The organism is Moorena sp. SIO3I6 (assembly GCF_010672095.1).
In genome coordinates this window covers 1-18245 of sequence record NZ_JAAHHU010000123.1, presented here as the reverse complement: position 1 = coordinate 18245, position 18245 = coordinate 1, and the positions used below count along the sequence as shown (strand labels likewise).

Annotated in this window: 17 protein-coding genes; 11 read left to right on the top strand and 6 right to left on the bottom strand. The window is 43.8% G+C overall.

Annotated elements, in window-relative coordinates; all coding sequences use genetic code 11:
- The 5 genes from apcB to F6K49_RS26385 form a co-directional block, all read left to right on the top strand.
- The coding region (gene apcB / locus F6K49_RS26405; protein WP_293101382.1) for an allophycocyanin subunit beta at positions 1–500 on the top strand (500 nt) is incomplete at its 5' end.
- Positions 501–863: 363 nt separating this feature from the next.
- Positions 864–1574, top strand: a complete 711-nt coding sequence (locus F6K49_RS26400; protein WP_293070749.1) for an SOS response-associated peptidase — start codon at positions 864–866, stop codon at positions 1572–1574.
- A 6-nt stretch (positions 1575–1580) separates the two neighbouring features.
- On the top strand, positions 1581–2162 hold the full coding sequence (locus F6K49_RS26395) for a Uma2 family endonuclease (protein WP_293101378.1): 582 nt from the start codon (positions 1581–1583) through the stop codon (positions 2160–2162).
- A 111-nt stretch (positions 2163–2273) separates the two neighbouring features.
- On the top strand, positions 2274–2855 hold the full coding sequence (locus F6K49_RS26390) for a Uma2 family endonuclease (protein WP_293070753.1): 582 nt from the start codon (positions 2274–2276) through the stop codon (positions 2853–2855).
- Positions 2856–2936: 81 nt separating this feature from the next.
- The gene (locus F6K49_RS26385; protein WP_293025850.1) at positions 2937–3239 is read left to right on the top strand and encodes a hypothetical protein; all 303 of its coding nucleotides are present in this window, start codon (positions 2937–2939) and stop codon (positions 3237–3239) included.
- Here the strand turns inward: F6K49_RS26385 and F6K49_RS26380 are convergent.
- Positions 3217–3651, bottom strand: a complete 435-nt coding sequence (locus tag F6K49_RS26380; RefSeq protein WP_075905225.1) for a helix-turn-helix domain-containing protein — start codon at positions 3649–3651, stop codon at positions 3217–3219. The two genes, F6K49_RS26385 and F6K49_RS26380, sit on opposite strands and share 23 nt — an antisense overlap.
- Positions 3652–3713: 62 nt before the next feature.
- Between F6K49_RS26380 and F6K49_RS53595 the strand changes: the two genes are divergently transcribed.
- On the top strand, positions 3714–3836 hold the full coding sequence (locus tag F6K49_RS53595; RefSeq protein ID WP_365940238.1) for a hypothetical protein: 123 nt from the start codon (positions 3714–3716) through the stop codon (positions 3834–3836).
- Between the two features lie 385 nt (positions 3837–4221).
- Here the strand turns inward: F6K49_RS53595 and F6K49_RS26370 are convergent, their stop codons facing one another.
- Positions 4222–5958 (bottom strand): hypothetical protein, encoded by a 1737-nt coding sequence (locus tag F6K49_RS26370; protein ID WP_293025845.1) that lies wholly within the window; start codon positions 5956–5958, stop codon positions 4222–4224.
- 186 nt (positions 5959–6144) lie between these two features.
- Here F6K49_RS26370 and F6K49_RS26365 point away from each other — a divergent pair, with 186 nt between their 5' ends.
- Both F6K49_RS26365 and F6K49_RS26360 read left to right on the top strand, forming a co-directional pair.
- Complete coding sequence (locus F6K49_RS26365) at positions 6145–7095, top strand: class I SAM-dependent methyltransferase (RefSeq protein ID WP_293025843.1); 951 nt, start codon at positions 6145–6147, stop codon at positions 7093–7095.
- 1126 nt (positions 7096–8221) lie between these two features.
- Positions 8222–9103 (top strand): hypothetical protein, encoded by an 882-nt coding sequence (locus F6K49_RS26360; protein WP_293025841.1) that lies wholly within the window; start codon positions 8222–8224, stop codon positions 9101–9103.
- 248 nt (positions 9104–9351) lie between these two features.
- Here the strand turns inward: F6K49_RS26360 and F6K49_RS53590 are convergent, their stop codons facing one another.
- Positions 9352–9549, bottom strand: coding sequence for a hypothetical protein (locus F6K49_RS53590; protein ID WP_364303813.1), 198 nt, complete (start codon positions 9547–9549; stop codon positions 9352–9354).
- Positions 9550–9626: 77 nt separating this feature from the next.
- Entirely contained in the window at positions 9627–9983 is a 357-nt protein-coding gene (locus tag F6K49_RS53585; RefSeq protein WP_365940236.1) for a Uma2 family endonuclease, read from the bottom strand.
- Positions 9984–10702: 719 nt separating this feature from the next.
- On the opposite strand from F6K49_RS53585, the gene F6K49_RS26350 reads away from it, so the two are divergent.
- Positions 10703–11104 carry a hypothetical protein gene (locus F6K49_RS26350; RefSeq protein WP_293025839.1) on the top strand — a complete coding sequence of 134 codons (402 nt, stop codon included), beginning with the start codon at positions 10703–10705 and terminating at the stop codon, positions 11102–11104.
- A 392-nt stretch (positions 11105–11496) separates the two neighbouring features.
- Entirely contained in the window at positions 11497–11826 is a 330-nt protein-coding gene (locus F6K49_RS26345; RefSeq protein ID WP_293025837.1) for a XisI protein, read from the top strand.
- 104 nt (positions 11827–11930) lie between these two features.
- Here F6K49_RS26345 and F6K49_RS26340 read toward each other — a convergent pair whose 3' ends face one another.
- The gene (locus tag F6K49_RS26340; RefSeq protein ID WP_293025835.1) at positions 11931–12515 is read right to left on the bottom strand and encodes a Uma2 family endonuclease; all 585 of its coding nucleotides are present in this window, start codon (positions 12513–12515) and stop codon (positions 11931–11933) included.
- Positions 12516–12587: 72 nt separating this feature from the next.
- Positions 12588–13835: an ArsB/NhaD family transporter gene (locus F6K49_RS26335; RefSeq protein ID WP_293101373.1), complete on the bottom strand. Its 1248-nt coding sequence runs from the start codon at positions 13833–13835 to the stop codon at positions 12588–12590.
- Between the two features lie 217 nt (positions 13836–14052).
- Here F6K49_RS26335 and F6K49_RS26330 point away from each other — a divergent pair, with 217 nt between their 5' ends.
- Positions 14053–17127, top strand: a complete 3075-nt coding sequence (locus F6K49_RS26330; RefSeq protein WP_364303811.1) for a plasmid replication protein, CyRepA1 family — start codon at positions 14053–14055, stop codon at positions 17125–17127.
- Positions 17128–18245 lie beyond the last annotated feature (1118 nt).

Here is an 18245-nt window from a genome sequence, read left to right as displayed (position 1 = left end):
TAGTCACAAACTTGATTAGGAATTATGATAGCTCAGGTCGCTACCTAGATCGGGATGCCATCGATTCACTTAAGTCTTACTTTGAAACTGGCACCGCTCGGGTGGCTGTAGCTACTTTAATCAATGGCAATGCTGCTTCTATTGTCAAGCAAGCATCAGCACAACTGTATGAGGAAGTTCCTGAACTGTTGCGTCCAGGTGGCAATTCTTATACAACTCGTCGTTATGCTGCTTGTTTACGAGATCTGGATTATTACCTGCGCTATGCTAGTTATGCCCTAGTTGCTGGTGATACCAATGTCCTGGATGAGCGGGTTCTACAAGGGTTGCGGGAAACCTATAACTCCCTAGGTGTGCCAATCGGTCCAACGGTACGTGGGATTGAGATTATGAAAGATATGGTCAAAGCAATGGCAACAGAAGCTGGTATTGGGAATATCGGATTTGTTGATCAGCCTTTTGACCACATGAATCGTGAGTTTAGCGAAACAGATGTTTAAGACATTGATGGTTCGTTGAGAGTTGACGGTTCTACGGGTGACCGGACTGGTTGCCCGTACTATAGGGCTGCGCGCAGGGAATCGGGAATCGGGAATCGGGAATCGGGAATCGGGAATCGGGTAATTGCTGATTTAATTGCTAATTTTGTCAAGGTCTATTACTTGAACGCTGCTCCAGTAAGGGACGAAACTAACAAACTGGCCAGAGCGTCCAGCCACAAATAATTGAATTACTGATTTAATTGCGATTGGCCGTAGGCCAGGCTACGCGAACGCTTAATACAGGCTTGCTGGTTTGTAGCACTCAGGACGGATAACTGGCTTTTAAAATAGTACATAAATACTAAATCACGTCCAGCCAGTATGTGTGGTAGATTCACCCTGACAACGATAGGGGTAAGCCTAGCGCGAGCTTTGAATTTAGATCATGTGCCAACTGAGGAGGCTAAGTACAATATTGCCCCTACTCAGCTGGTAGCAACAGTCTTAAACCCCTCAAACGATAGCGAGCGACAATGGCAATTGTTACGTTGGGGTTTAATTCCTAGTTGGGCAAAGGATATTAAAATTGGTGCAAAGCTGATTAATGCTAGAGCAGAAACGGTAGCAGAAAAGCCAGCATTTCGCAGTGCATTTCGTCGTCGGCGTTGCTTGGTTGTAGCGGATGGTTTTTATGAGTGGCGACGAAAGGATGGCAAGAAGCAACCGTTGTATTTCCAGAGGAAAGATAAGCGTCCGTTTGCTTTTGCAGGACTTTGGGAACGTTGGAAAAATCCAGCGGGTGAGATAATTGTTTCTTGTACAATTATAACCACAGTAGCTAATGAAATTATCAGTCCGATCCATGATCGAATGCCAGTGATATTAGAACCTAGTGATTATGATTTATGGCTGCATCATCAGGTAAGTCAACGGGAGCTATTGCAGCCACTACTGATTACCTATGATGCCCAGAAGATGAGTGTTTATCCCGTTAGCACTACTGTGAATAATGTCAGAAATAGTAGTCCTGAGTGTATCATACCTGTGGAAATTAATAATAAGTCCAATAGTCACTACCATTCTACATTTTAAATTACCATGACTGCTTTTACAGTAAATTTAAACTCTATTCTTGAAATAACCGATGACAAATTTTATCAGTTATGTCGAAATAACCCGGAGATTAAATTTGAGCGCAATGCCAAGGGAGAACTGATTATTATGTCACCTACTGGTGGAGAAACTGGTAAACAAAATTTTGAACTAGCTACTGATTTTGGAATTTGGAATCGACAAGCTAAATTAGGGGTTTGTTTTGACTCTTCGACATGCTTTAAACTCCCTAATGGTGCTGACCGTTCTCCGGATATAGCGTGGATTAAACAAGAACGTTGGGATTCGCTTAAACCAGAGCAACGCCAGAAGTTTCCACCGATTTGCCCCGATTTTGTTCTAGAATTAATGTCTCCAACTGATAGGTTAACCGTGACTCAAGCCAAGATGGAGGAATATCTAAAAAATGGGGTACGTCTGGGCTGGTTAATTAATCCTCAAGCACAGCAAGTGGAAATTTATCGACCAGGACAAGTGGTGGAAGTGTTGGAGTCTCCTAAGACTTTATCAGGGGAAGAGGTTTTGCCTGGGTTTGTCCTGGATTTACACTATCTTTGGTCAACCTAGGATTATTGTGCGTTCGCGTAGCGGCTCGTAGCAAGCATTGCTTTTTTTTAAATAAGCAAGATGTGAGCAATATTTATTGTTAAATTTGTTATATAATTTGCTAACATAACCATGACAGCTTTTACAGTAAATTTAAACTCTATTATTGAACTGACCGATGACAAATTTTATCAGTTATGTCGAAATAACCCGGAGATTAAATTTGAGCGCAATGCCAAGGGAGAAGTGATTATTATGTCACCTACTGGCGGAGAAACCGGTAACTATAATTCAGAAATAAATGCTGATTTCGTGATCTGGAATCGACGAACTAAGCTAGGTAAAGTTTTTGATTCATCGACGTGCTTTAAACTCCCTAATGGTGCTGACCGTTCTCCGGATGTAGCGTGGATTAAACAACAACGCTGGGATGCACTTAAACCAGAGCAACGCCAGAAGTTTCCACCGATTTGCCCGGATTTTGTGGTAGAATTAATGTCTCCAAGTGATCGGTTAACGGTGACTCAAGCCAAGATGGAGGAATATCTAAAAAATGGGGTACGTCTGGGCTGGTTAATTAATCCTCAAGCACGGCAAGTGGAAATTTATCGACCAGGACAAGTGGTGGAGGTGTTGGAGTCTCCTAAGACTTTATCAGGGGAGGAGGTTTTGCCTGGGTTTGTCTTGGATTTGCACTATCTTTGGTCAACCTAGGATTCTGCTTTTGTCAATAATCACTTGCCCCCGGAATGATAATTTTTTAAAAATTCAACACTAGTTTTTTAGAGGTCTGCTATGGGTCGTGCATCAAAACTAAAACAACAACGTCGCCAAGAATCTCACGATGTTACTAACAGGACTTCATCCCGAGCTAGGTACGTATTATTTGAATCCAATAGCTCTAATTACCTAGCCTCATTAGAGTTATTAGGTGGTATGGAACGCTTAAATTGGTGTCCTCATCCAGGGGGAGCACTCAAATTTGATTCCTCCAGTCAAGCCCAAGCCAAAGCTAAGCGGATTGCTAAGCAAAGAGGATACAGCCTAGAAGTGGTTGAGCTTAATTCTGAAAATGTTAATACTGACCAAAAACCTTAGTTACAACCTCCACATTCGGTTCAACCTCTATCCAAAGGGTGGCACCACCATTCTTGGGAGACTCGGGTCGATAGACTAACCGGGATGGCCCGCTGATTTCTACATAATGACAGTTGATATCGCGATTACCCCGTTTAACTGTAATCACTGGGTCTGTTGTATGGTTTTGTTGATTCTTGAGAAGTATTTCCTCGTTGAGGTAAATGTGAGTCAGGGATTTGCTGGGCTGTTTTCTCCAGGAGCCTTGTGGTCCACGGCTACCGGGAACTATCTTGGGCATACCGTTATATAGGGGAATCCGCCAAAAGCGACCAACTTTTTCGGCTCCTTGAATTCTGCCCTCTTTCAGGAGTTGGCGAACTCGTTGAGGACAAATACCTAGAAGATAGGCAGCTTGGGTGGTATCTATCATGATCGGACAACTTACTCTAGCGCTATTAATTTATTCGAAAATATACCATACAATTACAGCAATTGCCAAGTTTGATAGGGAACAGCGGATCTGGGAACAGCGGATCTGGGAACAGCGGATCTGGGAACAGCGGATCTGGGAACAGCGGATCTGGGAACAGCGGATCTGGGAACAGAGATTATTAAAGATTAAGCATTAAGTATTAAGTATTAAGTATTAAGTATTAAAGATTAAAGATTAAGTACTAAGTATTCAAGATTAAGTGTTGAATCTAGTAATAATGGTTTAGCAAAATTGCTGATGTCTGTGCATAAAGTAGAATAAAAATAAGCAAAAATCTCTATAACTATAGCAAATTATCGAAAACTACTTCTTAGATCTCCCGTCTCCACCCTATCCCCACACGTAAGCATTCAGGCGTCAGGCGTCAGGCGTCAGGCGTCAGCCGTTGGCCAACTACTGATAGCACCTCAAGTAGCGTGTGCGTAGCACATAAGCTGAATGCTGATAGCTGAATGCTGTTCGCGTAGCGTGCGCGTAGCGCTTAAGCTGAATGCTTACCACTCTCGCTTATTCGCTGGCTCCAGCCCTATAGTTCTGACAGTAATACCGTCGAAATCGATAACCAGGGACTTTAGATATAGATTGTTTATCCTTAATACAACCTTGGGATTTTAACTCAACAGAGGCAGAAAAATTGACTACCCACAATTCTAAAGGTTTCGGCAGTTGAGCCACAGTTTTTTGTAGCGTTTCTGTAGCCACCCTTGGCTCGGTGTCTTTATGTGCCAAGAGAAACTGGGGTGAATTAATAGCAGTATCAACTACTTTGCGACGGTTCAATTCCCAAGCTAAGCCCATGATTTCTCCTGTTTGTTCATGGCTTTTGTGAACTGTGGCAATCAGGACTGGAAGGGATTGAGACTGGGAATCACTAATCTCTAATATTTTAGCGATCGCAAGATCTGGTCGATCGGCTTTTTGGTAACTGACATGGGATGCGACTATGACTCCACCTACCAATCCCATCAACAGGATTAGTGCTACCCATTGCTGATCTTTCCCTTGGGCAGCTCTCCAACAACTGGCAAAGCTTGCTGCTAGTAACATAATTACGATGGGGAAGTAGACAAACTGGTAACGAGCCGCTAAGGTCAAATCAATCCCAAGACCGTAAGTGAATAATAAGAATAATGCGATCGCTCCCACCACAAATCCGCCCAAAACCTGAGTCATGACCTTAGTCTGGGAGTGTAAGCTCTGAATTCTGAGTCCTCGACGCAACAGTTGCACGATCAAGACTACTAATATTACTGTTACTAGTCCAGAGGCGACCATAATCGGTAGGGATTGCCCTTCTACTGGCAGCATCACTACCATAGTGATCAGCCAAGACAAGAGTCTAGCTACCGGTTCGAGCAAATTGCTCAGGGTTGTGTCTTGGTGAACCCACTCTGTCAAACGATTACTGGAGGGGCGTGGCAAAATTGGCAGCCAAACTAAGACTCCCATTAATGTCCCGAGGGCTACCGCGTAAATTCGCCACCAGTACTTCCAAGAAAACACTGAACCCCCTGACCCAATCCGCAACCCAAGCATTACCAGTCCTACAGCTGCGATCACCAGGACGAAAAAGTAATGGACAGCTATGCCTAAACTATTGACAATAACCCAGATTAATGCTATTGAAATCGGGAAGGGAGTCTGCCGTTGAAGCGATCGCGTAGCGTACACCAAACAACTGACTGAAGCGATAACTAATAGAATCCCTAGAGTGTAGTGTCGAGCTTCTTGTGCCAGATAGATGCCATAGGGTGAAACAGCCATCAGTGCTGCTGCGAAGTGACCGACCAGGGAAGAGCGAAACCCTAACCAACCTAAGCCAAACATGGCTGGAATGGAAATCACTCCCAGTAGGACACTTAAGGATCGCGCTACCCACAGGGATACCAATTCCTCATGGCCTGGAAACAGCTTCAGCCACAGATGGGTGAGGACGAAGTACAGTGGTGGGTGATTACTCTCCGTGATTAGGTTATTAATAACGGAATTGATGCTAGCACTAGAGTTCGGTTTGAGGGGAGCTAAGAGGGTATCTGAGGTAATCACCTGATCCAGGGGTACGCTCCGAAAACTATTGCCCAGGCTAAACACTAGGGTGGCAAATTCATCTGACCAGGGGGGTTTTCCGGCCAGATAGGTAAACCGTAAACCTGCTGCGATCGCTATCCACACCAGCAGTAATAGAACTATGACCCAACTACTCCAGCTTTTGTCCACTTGGGATTTTGGGTGGTTAAGAATCATTAGCCATTAATTCTCTTTGTAGGTAGGAATAAACGTAACGTTCTCCCACACTACTTTATTATTGTTGATGCCACTGTTTAGTTACTTGAACTGAAATCGGTGCTGGGGCAGAGGAATAATACCGCGCAATAATACCCCTATGAAATAATTAGATGAGCTAATCATTGGGATAATTTTTGAATACTGATGAAAGACAAGCTCAAACCAGACTGGGCGGGGGATGACTTACTCTCCCGGTTCGTTAATCTGTTGATCGACACCAAGCCGATCTACAAGGTGATGCAACACCAGGCCAGACAGGTGCTAATTAAAACCGCAGAAAAAAATGGGATTGAGTGGCGGAAAAACTACCAGGAGTTAGAAAAATCAGCAGCGAAGACCTTACTATCCGAGATTACTAACCCTAGCCTGGTCTACCCAGACTACTACAAAGTGCCTTTCCATGCTTATGACCAGGGAAACCTATGCTGGGAAGCTGCCTTTGAAGCTGGCAGTGCTACCAAGGCTATGGGGTTGAGGATTTGGCCTAAAGAAAAACTTACTTGGCTTTCGGCACAAGAACGATTACGAAGTAGTTTTCATAAAGTACTAGGAGAGTATAATCCCGAGATAGTCACAGATGTCCTAGACATTGGCTGCTCAGTGGGCATCTCTACCTTAGCGCTACACCGCTACTACTCCAGGATCAAAAAGGGCAAAATCCGCACCGTTGGGTTAGACTTATCCCCTTATATGCTGGCTGTGGCCAAGACCATGGATCAGACAGCAGAAATATCAGAATGGATCCATGGCAAAGGAGAGGACACCGGTTTACCGGACAATTCATTTGATGTGGTCACGTTACAGTTTGTGATCCACGAACTACCGCGCCAAGCAACAGAGGAAATTTTTTCGGAAGTGCTACGGATTCTACGACCTGGTGGCTGCCTTGGTGTTGTAGACAATAATCCTGCCTCCCCAGTCATCCAGAATCTCCCCCCTGCACTGTTTGTGTTGATGAAAAGTACAGAACCTTGGAGTGATGACTACTACAGCTTTAATGTAGAAGAGGCGATGATTAAAGTTGGTTTTGACTATCAGACCACGGTAGCCAGCGATCCTCGTCACCGCACTATTATTGCTACAAAACCTGGTTGAGGTGAGTGTGGGTTGTAGCAATTCCTCTGGATTCAGTGGCTAATAGTGATAATTACGAGTCAATCCCAAACTAGTCCATTTGGGATTGACTCGCTGTTTGCAGCTTCCTGTGCCGTTCAAAGGTGCTGTAAAAACAACCCAGTTAGGTTATATAAGTAAGGATCTGAAAAAATCAGTATAATTTTAATAAATTTATCATGAAGACTAGCCAAATTTTTTGAAAGCTTTTTTAAACTAAATGTGAAGATTTGGTTAATTATGAAAAAAAAGTAAAAATATTGTGAATTAAGTCCAGGTGGTTTTCGAGTATCCTAGTCTTGCCCAAACTGAGTTCGACATCACCGACTTTATCCAGGAGTCAGGAGCTTCGAGTCAGGAGTCAGTAGCCATAATAACGGAATTTTATAGTTAATTTGGAATTAATCAGAGTTTAATGGGCAATTAACCTATGTATTCTCCCAATAACTTCTGAATTATTCTCCTGAATTCTGAATGATGTCTCCTATCTTCTCAAAACACCAGGCAATTTCTGACAGGGAACTGAGGTTGCTCAAGACCTATTGCCCAACACCGATTGTTCATACTGGGATTTTGGCATCAACAGGTTTGGGGTAGACTCAAATCTAATCTCTTTGTCCTTTCCCCTTTCCCCTGACAACTCCGGCGAAGTCTAATAAGCGCCCAAAGCCGCTTAGGCCAAAGCAGGAGCAGAATTTAGGGCAGCACTATGGTATTGATTCGACTAATAGCAGTAAAACCAAATTGGACTAATAGTCATGGGAGCATGATCTCCTGATCTGGCCAGCCTTGGCCTTTATCACCTTTCTCGTCAGAGAGATAACATAAAAGGAGTTCTTGCAAGCAGTACCTACACTAGGAGGTGTGACCCAAGGGGGATTTACTCGCCCATTGAAAAATACACCAAAGCGCGAATTTAATCCTTAATGGTAAGAGCGCACCTATAGAAAGTATGGGTTTGGTGACACTCGATGGCAATCAGGCGAAGCCAAGCTATCAGTTGTATCGTCTCTATTTTCGTCTTGCAGTTGCCAGGTAACCTATTGGATCTATCTCCTAGATTTCTTTAGATGTCTTTTGTTAAGAACATAAACAATCACTCTTAATTATGTCAGAAATTCTAACACTAATCAAAAAACCAGAAATTCCCAAAAAATTAGTAAAACCATCTCAACCAATTGAACTAATTCAGCCATCAGAACCAAAGTTTATGGCTGTTGGGGTTATAACTGGTGAGGTAGATTTGTCTGAGAAAATTCCTACCATTACCATCCAGGGTAAGCCTTACCCACTCTTTTTTCTGCTGAAGCACAACCGGAAAAGGTATGTGCTGGATATTCTCAAGGGGCACATCGAGGCCGGAAACCGAGAGCATCGCCTCGTGGTATATCCTAAGCCGATCCATTTCCCAGATCGGAACAAATTCCAGGATATCCGGTTTGAGGTGATTGGGATTTTACAGGAAGACAGACCCCATGCTTGGGCTGAAGCGATTGGCAATGGGTATTTCATCTTGGCTGGATTGTGGCAGTTCATCCCTGTTTGTAAAGTTCCCTGTGTGTCAGTCTTTAGGAACCACAGTGAACAATTAGTGAACTATCTCAAAACTCACCAGGCTACAGAAAGAACTCGGGTACTCAAAGCTGGTCACTGTCCATTATTCTGGCGGGACTCCTCGGTCAAACCATTCCGATTCAATCCTAAGCTCAAGGAGCAGGGCAAGCCAAAATTCATCCAGGTCAAAGCCCGATTCCTTCCCCACAAAAATGCCTTCGCGTTTGTAGAAGAATTGGCACCCCCAATGGATCAGCCTCCACGGTTCTGCAAGGTTCGGAAAGAAGATAAGCAGGAAGCCTTGGCCGAAGCTAAGAGAAGAGCTGCTGAAATGGCTGAAAAAAGAGCTGCTGAAAGTTCTGAAAGTCCTGAAAAAACAGCTGCTGAAAGTCCTGAAAAAAGACCTGATGAAATTCCTGAAAGTGCTGAAAGTTGAGTACTTCTATTCAAAATACCAACTCTGCTCAGTACCAACCCAACTCCCAGTCGAGCCGTTGAGACTTGACTGCTCAGGTGTTTGGTGCTGGCAAGGCTGGTAGGGTGATAGTTAAGACTTCAGCAGAGGTCAGGTAAGCTAGCGCTGCGCTATAAATTGATTGAGTGGCTATAGTATTGCCATGGCTAAACTATAGCGCTAGGCTAACCCAGCCAGTAAATGAGCTTTTGCTCACCAAAAACCTGTAATTAATTGTCTTGGTCTTCCAAAAACTCAACATCTTCATAGAGCTGGGATAGAGGACAGTCAAAGTCAATGCTGGTTATATGTACATCCGGTTCTGTTGCGTCTTTTGTGGTTTCATCCATCAAGTAACTGGTAAGTTCCCATTTGCCTCTATCATTAAGTCGGTAGCATTCAATGCTCATGGTTTCCGAATCAATCAGGAGATATTCCCTAAGGGTATCAAGGCGGCGGTAGTGTCTAAATTTTTTACCGCGTTCGCGTAGCGTAGCCCTTCGGGCTAATCGCTACCTTCTGTACCAGGGGAAAGGACTTCCGCAATCAGACAAGGGTGATAAATCACTTTGCGGGACTTTTGGTCACGGTGGTCACAGGTTACCATGACATCGGGATAGTAATAAGGCCCGTTTGCTGATACACCAAGTTTGGCATCTGCCATAAAAACTTTACAGCTTTTGCCACGTAAGTGAATTTTTAGGGCAGAGGCTAAATTGAGGGCAATGGAGTTGTGGGGAAGTGTTCCCCCAGTGATGGCATAAACTTTACCATTGATAAAGTTATATTTAATGGGTTGCTTCTCTTCCCATGCCAAGTACTCTTGAGCGGTCATCAAGGGGATGGTTGGATTGGCGATCATGTGAGTAATAGCGCTGTGCGCAAGGAATAGGAAATAGAAAAAGATAGGGGAGTGTGGGGAGATGGGGAGATGGGGAGATGGGGAGAAACGGGAGATGGGTAAGGTTTTTTTTAAGGGTAATTATCCTGACATGATATAAGACCACCCTGCATCACTTCCTGCCTTGAATTTGTAAACACTATTACACCCATTGGTATCACTGATAGGAATCATTTTACCAAGCAGTTTACTTAATCTAGCCAATCATTGAAAATAATAAGTTATAATTAAGGGTTAACCTATTTTATTCAGGTTTAGGGTATTGCTTTGACAAGGATGCGATCGCGTAGCGTAGCCCTTCGGGCTAATCGCAACTGCCCCCGTTGGTTCTTTTCTGTAAAAAAGCGAAGCATCAGTTTTTGTACTTAAGAGTAATTATCTCTGATTATCTTATATTTTATTGACAATGAAATATCCCTGCTCTTAGAATCGCGAATGGCGCAGGAGTTCTTGAGCCGAACTCCAATCTTTTCCAAAGTCCGATCGGGCAGGAAACCTGAGTATTCCTGAATTCCCCGGAACCAGAAGCCACAAGGAGACCCTATGGTTCAATCTTCTGAGTGCTCAATCCAAATTGGCCCGGCCTTAAGGGGATGGGAGACACGAGGGTCTCCATCATCTCGACTGTCCTGTCCCTTTAACATCAGGCCAAAATTCGGAAAATCAATAATTCAAACATCATGCTAAATACACCATTCAACCGCTTCAAGCCAGCTGCTCTTCCCTTGAAGAAAGCACTCTCAAGACTAGCACTCGGTCTAGCGACCCTGCCCTTTGCTGTAGTGGCAGTATTTTGTGTCACAGCTCCCACGGCTTTAGCAGAAACGGTAGAACCATTGCATGGAATAAACATCACTGAAAAAGGTGTCACGATCGTAGTGACGAGCAACGGCTGCACGCAGAAAGAGGACTTCACAACCATATTGGCAAAATCCCAGCCTCCCATTGTTACCTTCATCCGCCTGAAACCGGATCTTTGTAAAGGTGTTTCCCGTCCCTACCCGATTACGTTCTCGCTGTCGGAAGTGGGAGCGAAAGAGTTTAAAGTGGCCAATCTGTTTGTACCCGGCCCCAGATTTTAGCGGCGGAAGTTCTTAAAACAGGACTCTAAGTCGAAAAAAATGTCACAAACTCCCTGGTGATATCGTTTTAGTTATAGAGGGAAACACCTAACTTTGGGGTAGGCAAGTGTGGCGAACACGAGTTAAACAAGGTTTAACTTTTACCCTATGGTCTCAATTTAATAATTCCGCTCAAATTCCTCCCGATGGTGACGTTACGGTAGAGCGCGGGAGGAATTTTTTAGATCGATCTCAGTTATAATAAATCTTAAAAAGCCTAAGTCATTTCCAATTGCCCATCTGTCTATACCAACCAAGGATATTTTTCACAACACCGTTCGGTTAGCCCTGGAAAAAGATGGCTAGGTTATCACCAAATATATTCTATTATACATCAAAGTTTACGGAAAGGCATGGAAACATTAAACTATCATGAATTAGTCCAAAAAATCCTGAAAGCCCACGCTATCAACCTTAACGATGATCAGACAGAAGTTCAAATGATTTTTGATAGTGAGCGCAATCATTATTTAGTTATGCTAGTGGGCTGGTATGACCAACGACGGGAATATGGAAGCTTAATTCATATTGATATAAAAGATAACAAAATTTGGATTCAGAGTGATGGCACTGAAGTGGGAGTAGCTAATGAATTAGTTGAAGCCGGAGTTCCCCAACAGGATATAGTTTTAGGGTTTAAGTCTCCCTTCAAAAGGCAATTTACTGCATATGCTCACCAGTAGCCTGTTACAAAAAAGCAGTTTAGTCGTAGGGTGGGCAAAAAGTAATAGACTTTTTCCATTAAGCTTATCGGCGATCGCTTTTTTACCACCCTACCATTATAGCTTCAATCCAATAGCCAACTAAACAAATCGCCCACAGTAATGCTTAACTCCCTAGCAAAGGATGGCACAGGAAGTTTCTCGGATGATTGATCAAACACTTCGATTTGCTGTTTTGGACGATAAACGAAAACGGTTTGCTCTTCTGGATCAATCAACCAGCCCATTGCCGTCCCATACGTTAAACAATGGAGAATATTCTTTGTCACCTTGGTTTGACTTTGGTCAGGTGAAAGAATCTCAATTGTCCAATCAGGCGCTGCCTGGAAAACATTGGCAATTTCGCCATTGTCATCACGAGGAATTCTCTGGTAAACAAACACAGATACATCCGGAACGGTTGAGCGTCCACCAAAAGTACACCGAAGTTCTGGAAAAGCACGAGCAATTCGTTCTTGCTTCACCACTAGATTAATAGCAGTAACCAATTCCCCTTGAATTGTGCTGTGTTTTCCCTGTGGCATTGGTTTCTGAATAATTTGGCCATCAATGTACTCACTAGCAGGTTTGGTTTCTGGTAGTTTTAGAAATGCTTCCAATGACACTAGTTGTGATTTTTTATTGGGAGAGTTTTGAGTAATCATTGTCATTGGTCACAAACCCCATGTAATTCCTCTCTCTATTATATAGCATTTTTAGTTAAGATGTGAACATAAATATAATCAAGCAATTAGCCATGGTAACCAAATTGCTAAACTCAGCAAGCTAACAAACAAAACTGGCATGGTAAGAATAAAAGTTAAGCGAATATAATAAACCCAACTGATTTGGAGTCCTCTAAAAGCCAATACATTCAACCAAAGTAGAGTTGATAGACTTCCTAAAGGAGTAATTTTTGCTCCTAAGTTGCACCCAATTAAATTACCGTATATCATCACTTCTTTTACAGCTGTATCAATATCCGTAATGTTTTCAATTGCCTTAGCATTCAGCAGTAATGTTGGTAAATTGTTGAGTACACTGGCAATAAATGTGGCTAGGAAACCACTACCACTAGCGGCTAAGGTGAGTCCCCAATTAGAAAGAATTTCCAACCGCTGGCTCAACAGAGCAGTTATGCCCAGATTGTCCAAACCGATGCTGAATAAAAACAGGACTAGGATAAGTAAAATAATTCGCCATGGCAGTTGACCTGCTAGCTGTAAAATATAACTAAGTGTAATAGCACGACCGTTAAGGGAACGTGCTGCTAATGCCACCATCACTAAAGCTGCCATAGCAGCAATCCAGGCAATGGGTAAATTTAGCACTTTTGCCAACAAGTAGCCAATTAGGAGTAGTCCTAAAATAGGAAAACTCAATTTAAAAATTAAGGAATCTCGAATCGCACGATTAGGTGGTGGTAGACGGGCAAGGTTATAGGTCAGGGGGATTTCGGGTTCAAAATAGAACCAGAGAATGATGATACTAGTGGCTATTGTGGCAACGGTTACGGGCAACATCACCATCACATACCGCAACCAGGAAATCTGTAAATAATCAACATAAATCAGATTTACTGGATTACTCATCGGCAGTAGCAAGCTAGCGGCATCGGTAATAAAACCACTAGTAAATACAAATGCTAGAGTAGCTTTGGCACTAAAGCCAAGCAGCAGCAAAATTTCCATGACAGCAGCTGTCCAGACTATGGTGGTGGCCACGTTAGTAAACACATTGCTCAATAACATCCCGACTAGGATCACTAAGGAGAAAAGCAAATGGCCACGACCACATCCCCAATTAGCTATGTGAAGCGCTAACCACCGAAACCAACCTGCTTGACCTAAACTTAGGGCAATAATAATTAGAGCAATGAGGGTGAAAGTGGCGTTTCCAACTCTCGCCCAGACTATGGGAATATGGTGCAATAGCAAAGGGAACAGGGAGTAGGGAGTAGGGAGTAGGGAGTAGGGAACAAAAATTGTCACAATTCCTACACTGATCCCTATATAACTAATAACTAATAACTAATGACTAGTGATCCGATGCTAGGGATAAGTGATCATTTTATGGTACTATCAACCGTCAACGGTGAACGGTAAACGGTGAACTGTCAAGAAAAGCTAAAGCATTAGGTAAAATAAGCTATTAGGTCACAAATAGTGTTATATTCCTTAAGTTAAAGATTAAACCACTAGATATAGCGTGACCTCTGCCAGAGTCTTCCCCAAACCCATGAACCATATCCAGGAGTGGACAGCTAGTAGTGTTGATGAACAGCTGACTCGCCTCAATGTAAGGTCTCTCGAAGGCTCTAGCCCATTTGAGTATCTCTTCTATTCCGACTCCCTGCCCAGACGCAATGATGGTCGATTGCTAAACTCGATTCTGAAACGCTATCAACACCTCGAACAAGGGGGATGGTGGTGTTCTGGTATTGACTTGCTTACTGGTCAGGAGGATATTTGGGGCTGTTTCAAACCCAGCCAACCCCGTCAGAGTGGGGAAACTAGGAAGCTAATAAAATATGAACATCCCCCCAAAACCCCCACAGGCTTGTTTGCTCTGCGAGTACCTTTCCACCTGTGGCAACGGATTGCTGAACGCAATGATTTTACTATTCTCCCCACAGACCTTGACCACAATCAACCGGATCTAGGGTTTTGGCAGTGGCTAATCTCTCACCCCTCGATTCCCTTGTGTATTACTGAGGGCGCTAAGAAAGCTGGAGCTTTACTCACTGCTGGTTACGCTGCGATCGCATTACCAGGAATTAATGGTGGGTATCGAATCCGTAGGGATGCCCAGGGAAATCGGATTGGCAAGTCTGACTTGATTCCTCAACTACAGAAACTAGCGACTCCGGACCGACCGATTTACATAGTCTTTGACCAAGACTCGAAACCGAATACGATCAAAGCTGTCAATGCTGCGATTCGTAGAATGGGATATCTGCTCAATCAAGCAGGTTGCCCTGTGAAGGTAATAACTTGGGATGCCCAGCTAGGCAAAGGGGTAGATGATTTAATTGCTGATCAAGGTCAGAAGACCTTTGAGCAAGTTTACCAACGAGCACTCCCCCTGGATACTTGGAAAGCTAAATCCCTAACCCAGCTCACCTATGGAGCTAACCTTAAAGTAAATTGCCGCTATCTGCAAGAACTTCCGATTCCGGATACAGCCCAACTGATTGGCATTAAATCCCCTAAGGGTACTGGAAAAACCCAACTACTAGAAAAAATTGTCTCTCAAGCCCTAGCCCGAAAGCAATGGGTATTGGTGCTTGGTCATCGGGTGCGATTAGTAGAAGCATTGTGCCAACGCTTTGGCATCAAGTATATCACTGAGGTCAGGGATGACCAGAAGCAAGGGGTATTAGGTTATGGTTTATGTCTCGACTCCTTGCATGGTAATTCTCAGGCTCGCTTCAATGCCGCTAACTGGTCTGATGGCGTAGTGATTATCGATGAAGTCGAGCAAGTGCTCTGGCATGGATTGAACTCTAGCACCTGTCAGAGTAATCGGGTTGCTATTCTCAAATCCCTGAAAACCCTAATCCAGAATGTCTTGGGGGGGTCTGGTCAAGTTTATATTGCGGATGCAGACTTGAGTGATATATCGATAGATTACTTACTGACCTTGTCTGGCGTTGACCTGGAACCCTTCATCATTGAGAATGACTGGAAACCCAACATTGACGGGTCCTGGCAAATTCATAACTATACCGATAGCACACCAAAAAGACTAGTGCGAGAGCTAGAAGCACACATTGCTCAAGGAGGCAAACCCTTTGTGTGTCTTTCTGCTCAAAAACCAAAGAGCCAATGGGGTACTTGCACTCTAGAAGCTTACCTAAAAAAGCAATTTCCCGACCTCCGGATATTGCGCATTGATTCGGAATCCCTTGGTGAAACCAGTCATCCAGCCATGGGGTGTATCAATAACCTCAACAATGTTTTAGGGGAGTATGACATTGTATTAGCTAGTCCTGCTATTGAAACGGGAGTGAGTATTGATCTGCGGGGACACTTTACCTCTGTGTGGTGTATTGCCCAAGGGGTGCAAGGAGAAAATAGTGTCAGACAAACCTTAGGGCGAATCCGAGAAAATCTCCCCCGGTTCATCTGGGTAGCCCCTTATGGCTTTAATCAAGTGGGTAATGGCTCCACGTCTCTATCCTCACTGCTGGCATCTGGACAGCGTTTGACCCAAATGAATATTCGGTTGCTACAACAATCGGATTTCGATGCTGTGGATGATTTAGATACAGGCTTTCAAGCAGAATCCTTGATGTGCTGGGCTAAAATGGCTGTCCGATTCAATGCCGCCATGGTGAACTATCGGGAATCCGTGCTAGCAGGATTGCGTGCTGAAGGTCATCTGGTGATGGATGTTTCCCCAGCTAGTTCCACTAAAGCTGGGAAAAAGAAGTCTAAGGGTTCACCCCAAGCGGAAGAGTTGGGAGCACAGAATGCTCTGATGGCAGCGATTACTGCAGTTAGAGACCAAAACTATCAGGCTGAGTGTAATGCGATCGCATCTAGTCAAGACTTCAGTGATAGCCAATATCAAAAGATTAGCAAATGCCTAGTCAAAACACCATCGGAGCGTCGCTCACTACGGAAGTACGATTTAAAGCAGCGTTATGGCATCCCAGTCACACCAGAACTGGTACTCAAAGATGACCAAGGCTGGTATCAGCAGCTACGGCTCCATTATTTTCTTACCATCGGTCGGCAACATCTAGCAGAACGGGATGCTAAGGTAGCGCGACTGTTAATTGAGCAAGGTCAAGGGAGTATATTTCTACCGGATTTCAATCGTGCTGTGCTAGGAGCCATGATTGGTACCATGAAGGTTTTGGGGATACCAATTCTATTAGAAAATCTGGAACGAGAACTCAAAAATACTGATCAGGACTTGCAGCAGATGGCTGCGATCGCATTAGCAAACCGTTGTGCTATCAAAACCATCACCGGGATAGGACTAGCTAAAAAAGCAACTCCGATTGTTATTATCAGGCGCTTCTTAGATAAAATCGGCTATGGCTTGCAGTGTATTCGTTATCAGAGCCAAGGAAAAAAGCGGTTCAGAGTTTATCAGCTAGTTAGTCCAGAAGATGGTCGCATGGAAGTGTTCCAGAGCTGGTTAGCTAGTGATGGTCAGAGGTTAGGTACTAGTGAAATTTGGCTGGATAATGATTTATCCCCTAGGTCGGGTAACACTCAGTCAGTGGATTCAGAAAACAGTAATTATGTTCAATTGTGTTTGAATGTTTAGTTTTAATTTTTAGTCTTAATTTTTAGTATTACGTGGAGGGTTTGGGGAGGCTATAATCCCTGGGGGGGTGACATGCAAGCTGAAATCATTACTGGGTAATAATTTCAGCCCATAAGTTACAAAAATATATATGCTGTTTTGGGCGCGACCTTGGACGTATTTATAAGGGTTTGAGCTTCCAGAAAATCATTCGTAGGGTCAATTTGGGACTGTATCTTCCCTGAGATAATTGGCATCAAAGCCTCATATAGTAAGCTTTTCAGGGCTCATGTCACCCCCTCAGCTATAATCCCCCACCCTCTAACATTTTATTCAGGTAATATCAAGTTGCATTAAATAACCGTAATATATGAGAGATGCAAGACAATGGTCCAAACTGATGCCCAAGCGAATCAGCATAGAACCCCATCTGAGTATAGAAGAACATTAACAGCGCTATCGTCAAGGGAAAGATCCGATTGAATGCTCCCACTATCAAATCATCTGGTTGCTAGCCCTTGGCAGAACCAGTGAAGAAGTCGCGCAAAGTGACTGGATATAAACGAAGTTGGATTTATGAACTGGTGTGGGGCTACAACCGGATTGGACCGTTGACCTTGGGAGATGGTAGGCGTAGAAACCTGTTTTGCTCCACCTCTTAAAAGCTATCAGCAACAAGGGCAATTAGATCAAATTTTGTCAGGTCCAGCCCGGAAACGAAACCTTAGGATAGGGTCGCCTTTATGGTTAGTCGGCTATGCATAAAAGAGGTGCGCAATAGTCGGCGAATTTAATTCGCCGACTATTGCGCACCTTTGGTTAAAACTTTTTGATTAAGGCGACCCTATCCTTACGGTAACTTCAACCCCCGGATGGTGGGCTGTGGAACGGTCGCAAAGTTGCAGACTATCTCTGTGAATTATTGGTTCGAATTGTCTGACTTCAACTTGGATGGCGGATTCTCAAGCAAATGGATTAAAGGGCTAAAAGTACCTCGACCAACAATCACCAATTCATATCTCAACAACAACAGCAGTGGAAAAAAAAACTGGGCTGTGAAGTGGAGAAAGTGCAAAAAGAACACCCCTGGGCCGAGGTATCGGTATGGAGTCAAGATCAACATCCCATTGGCCTGCAGC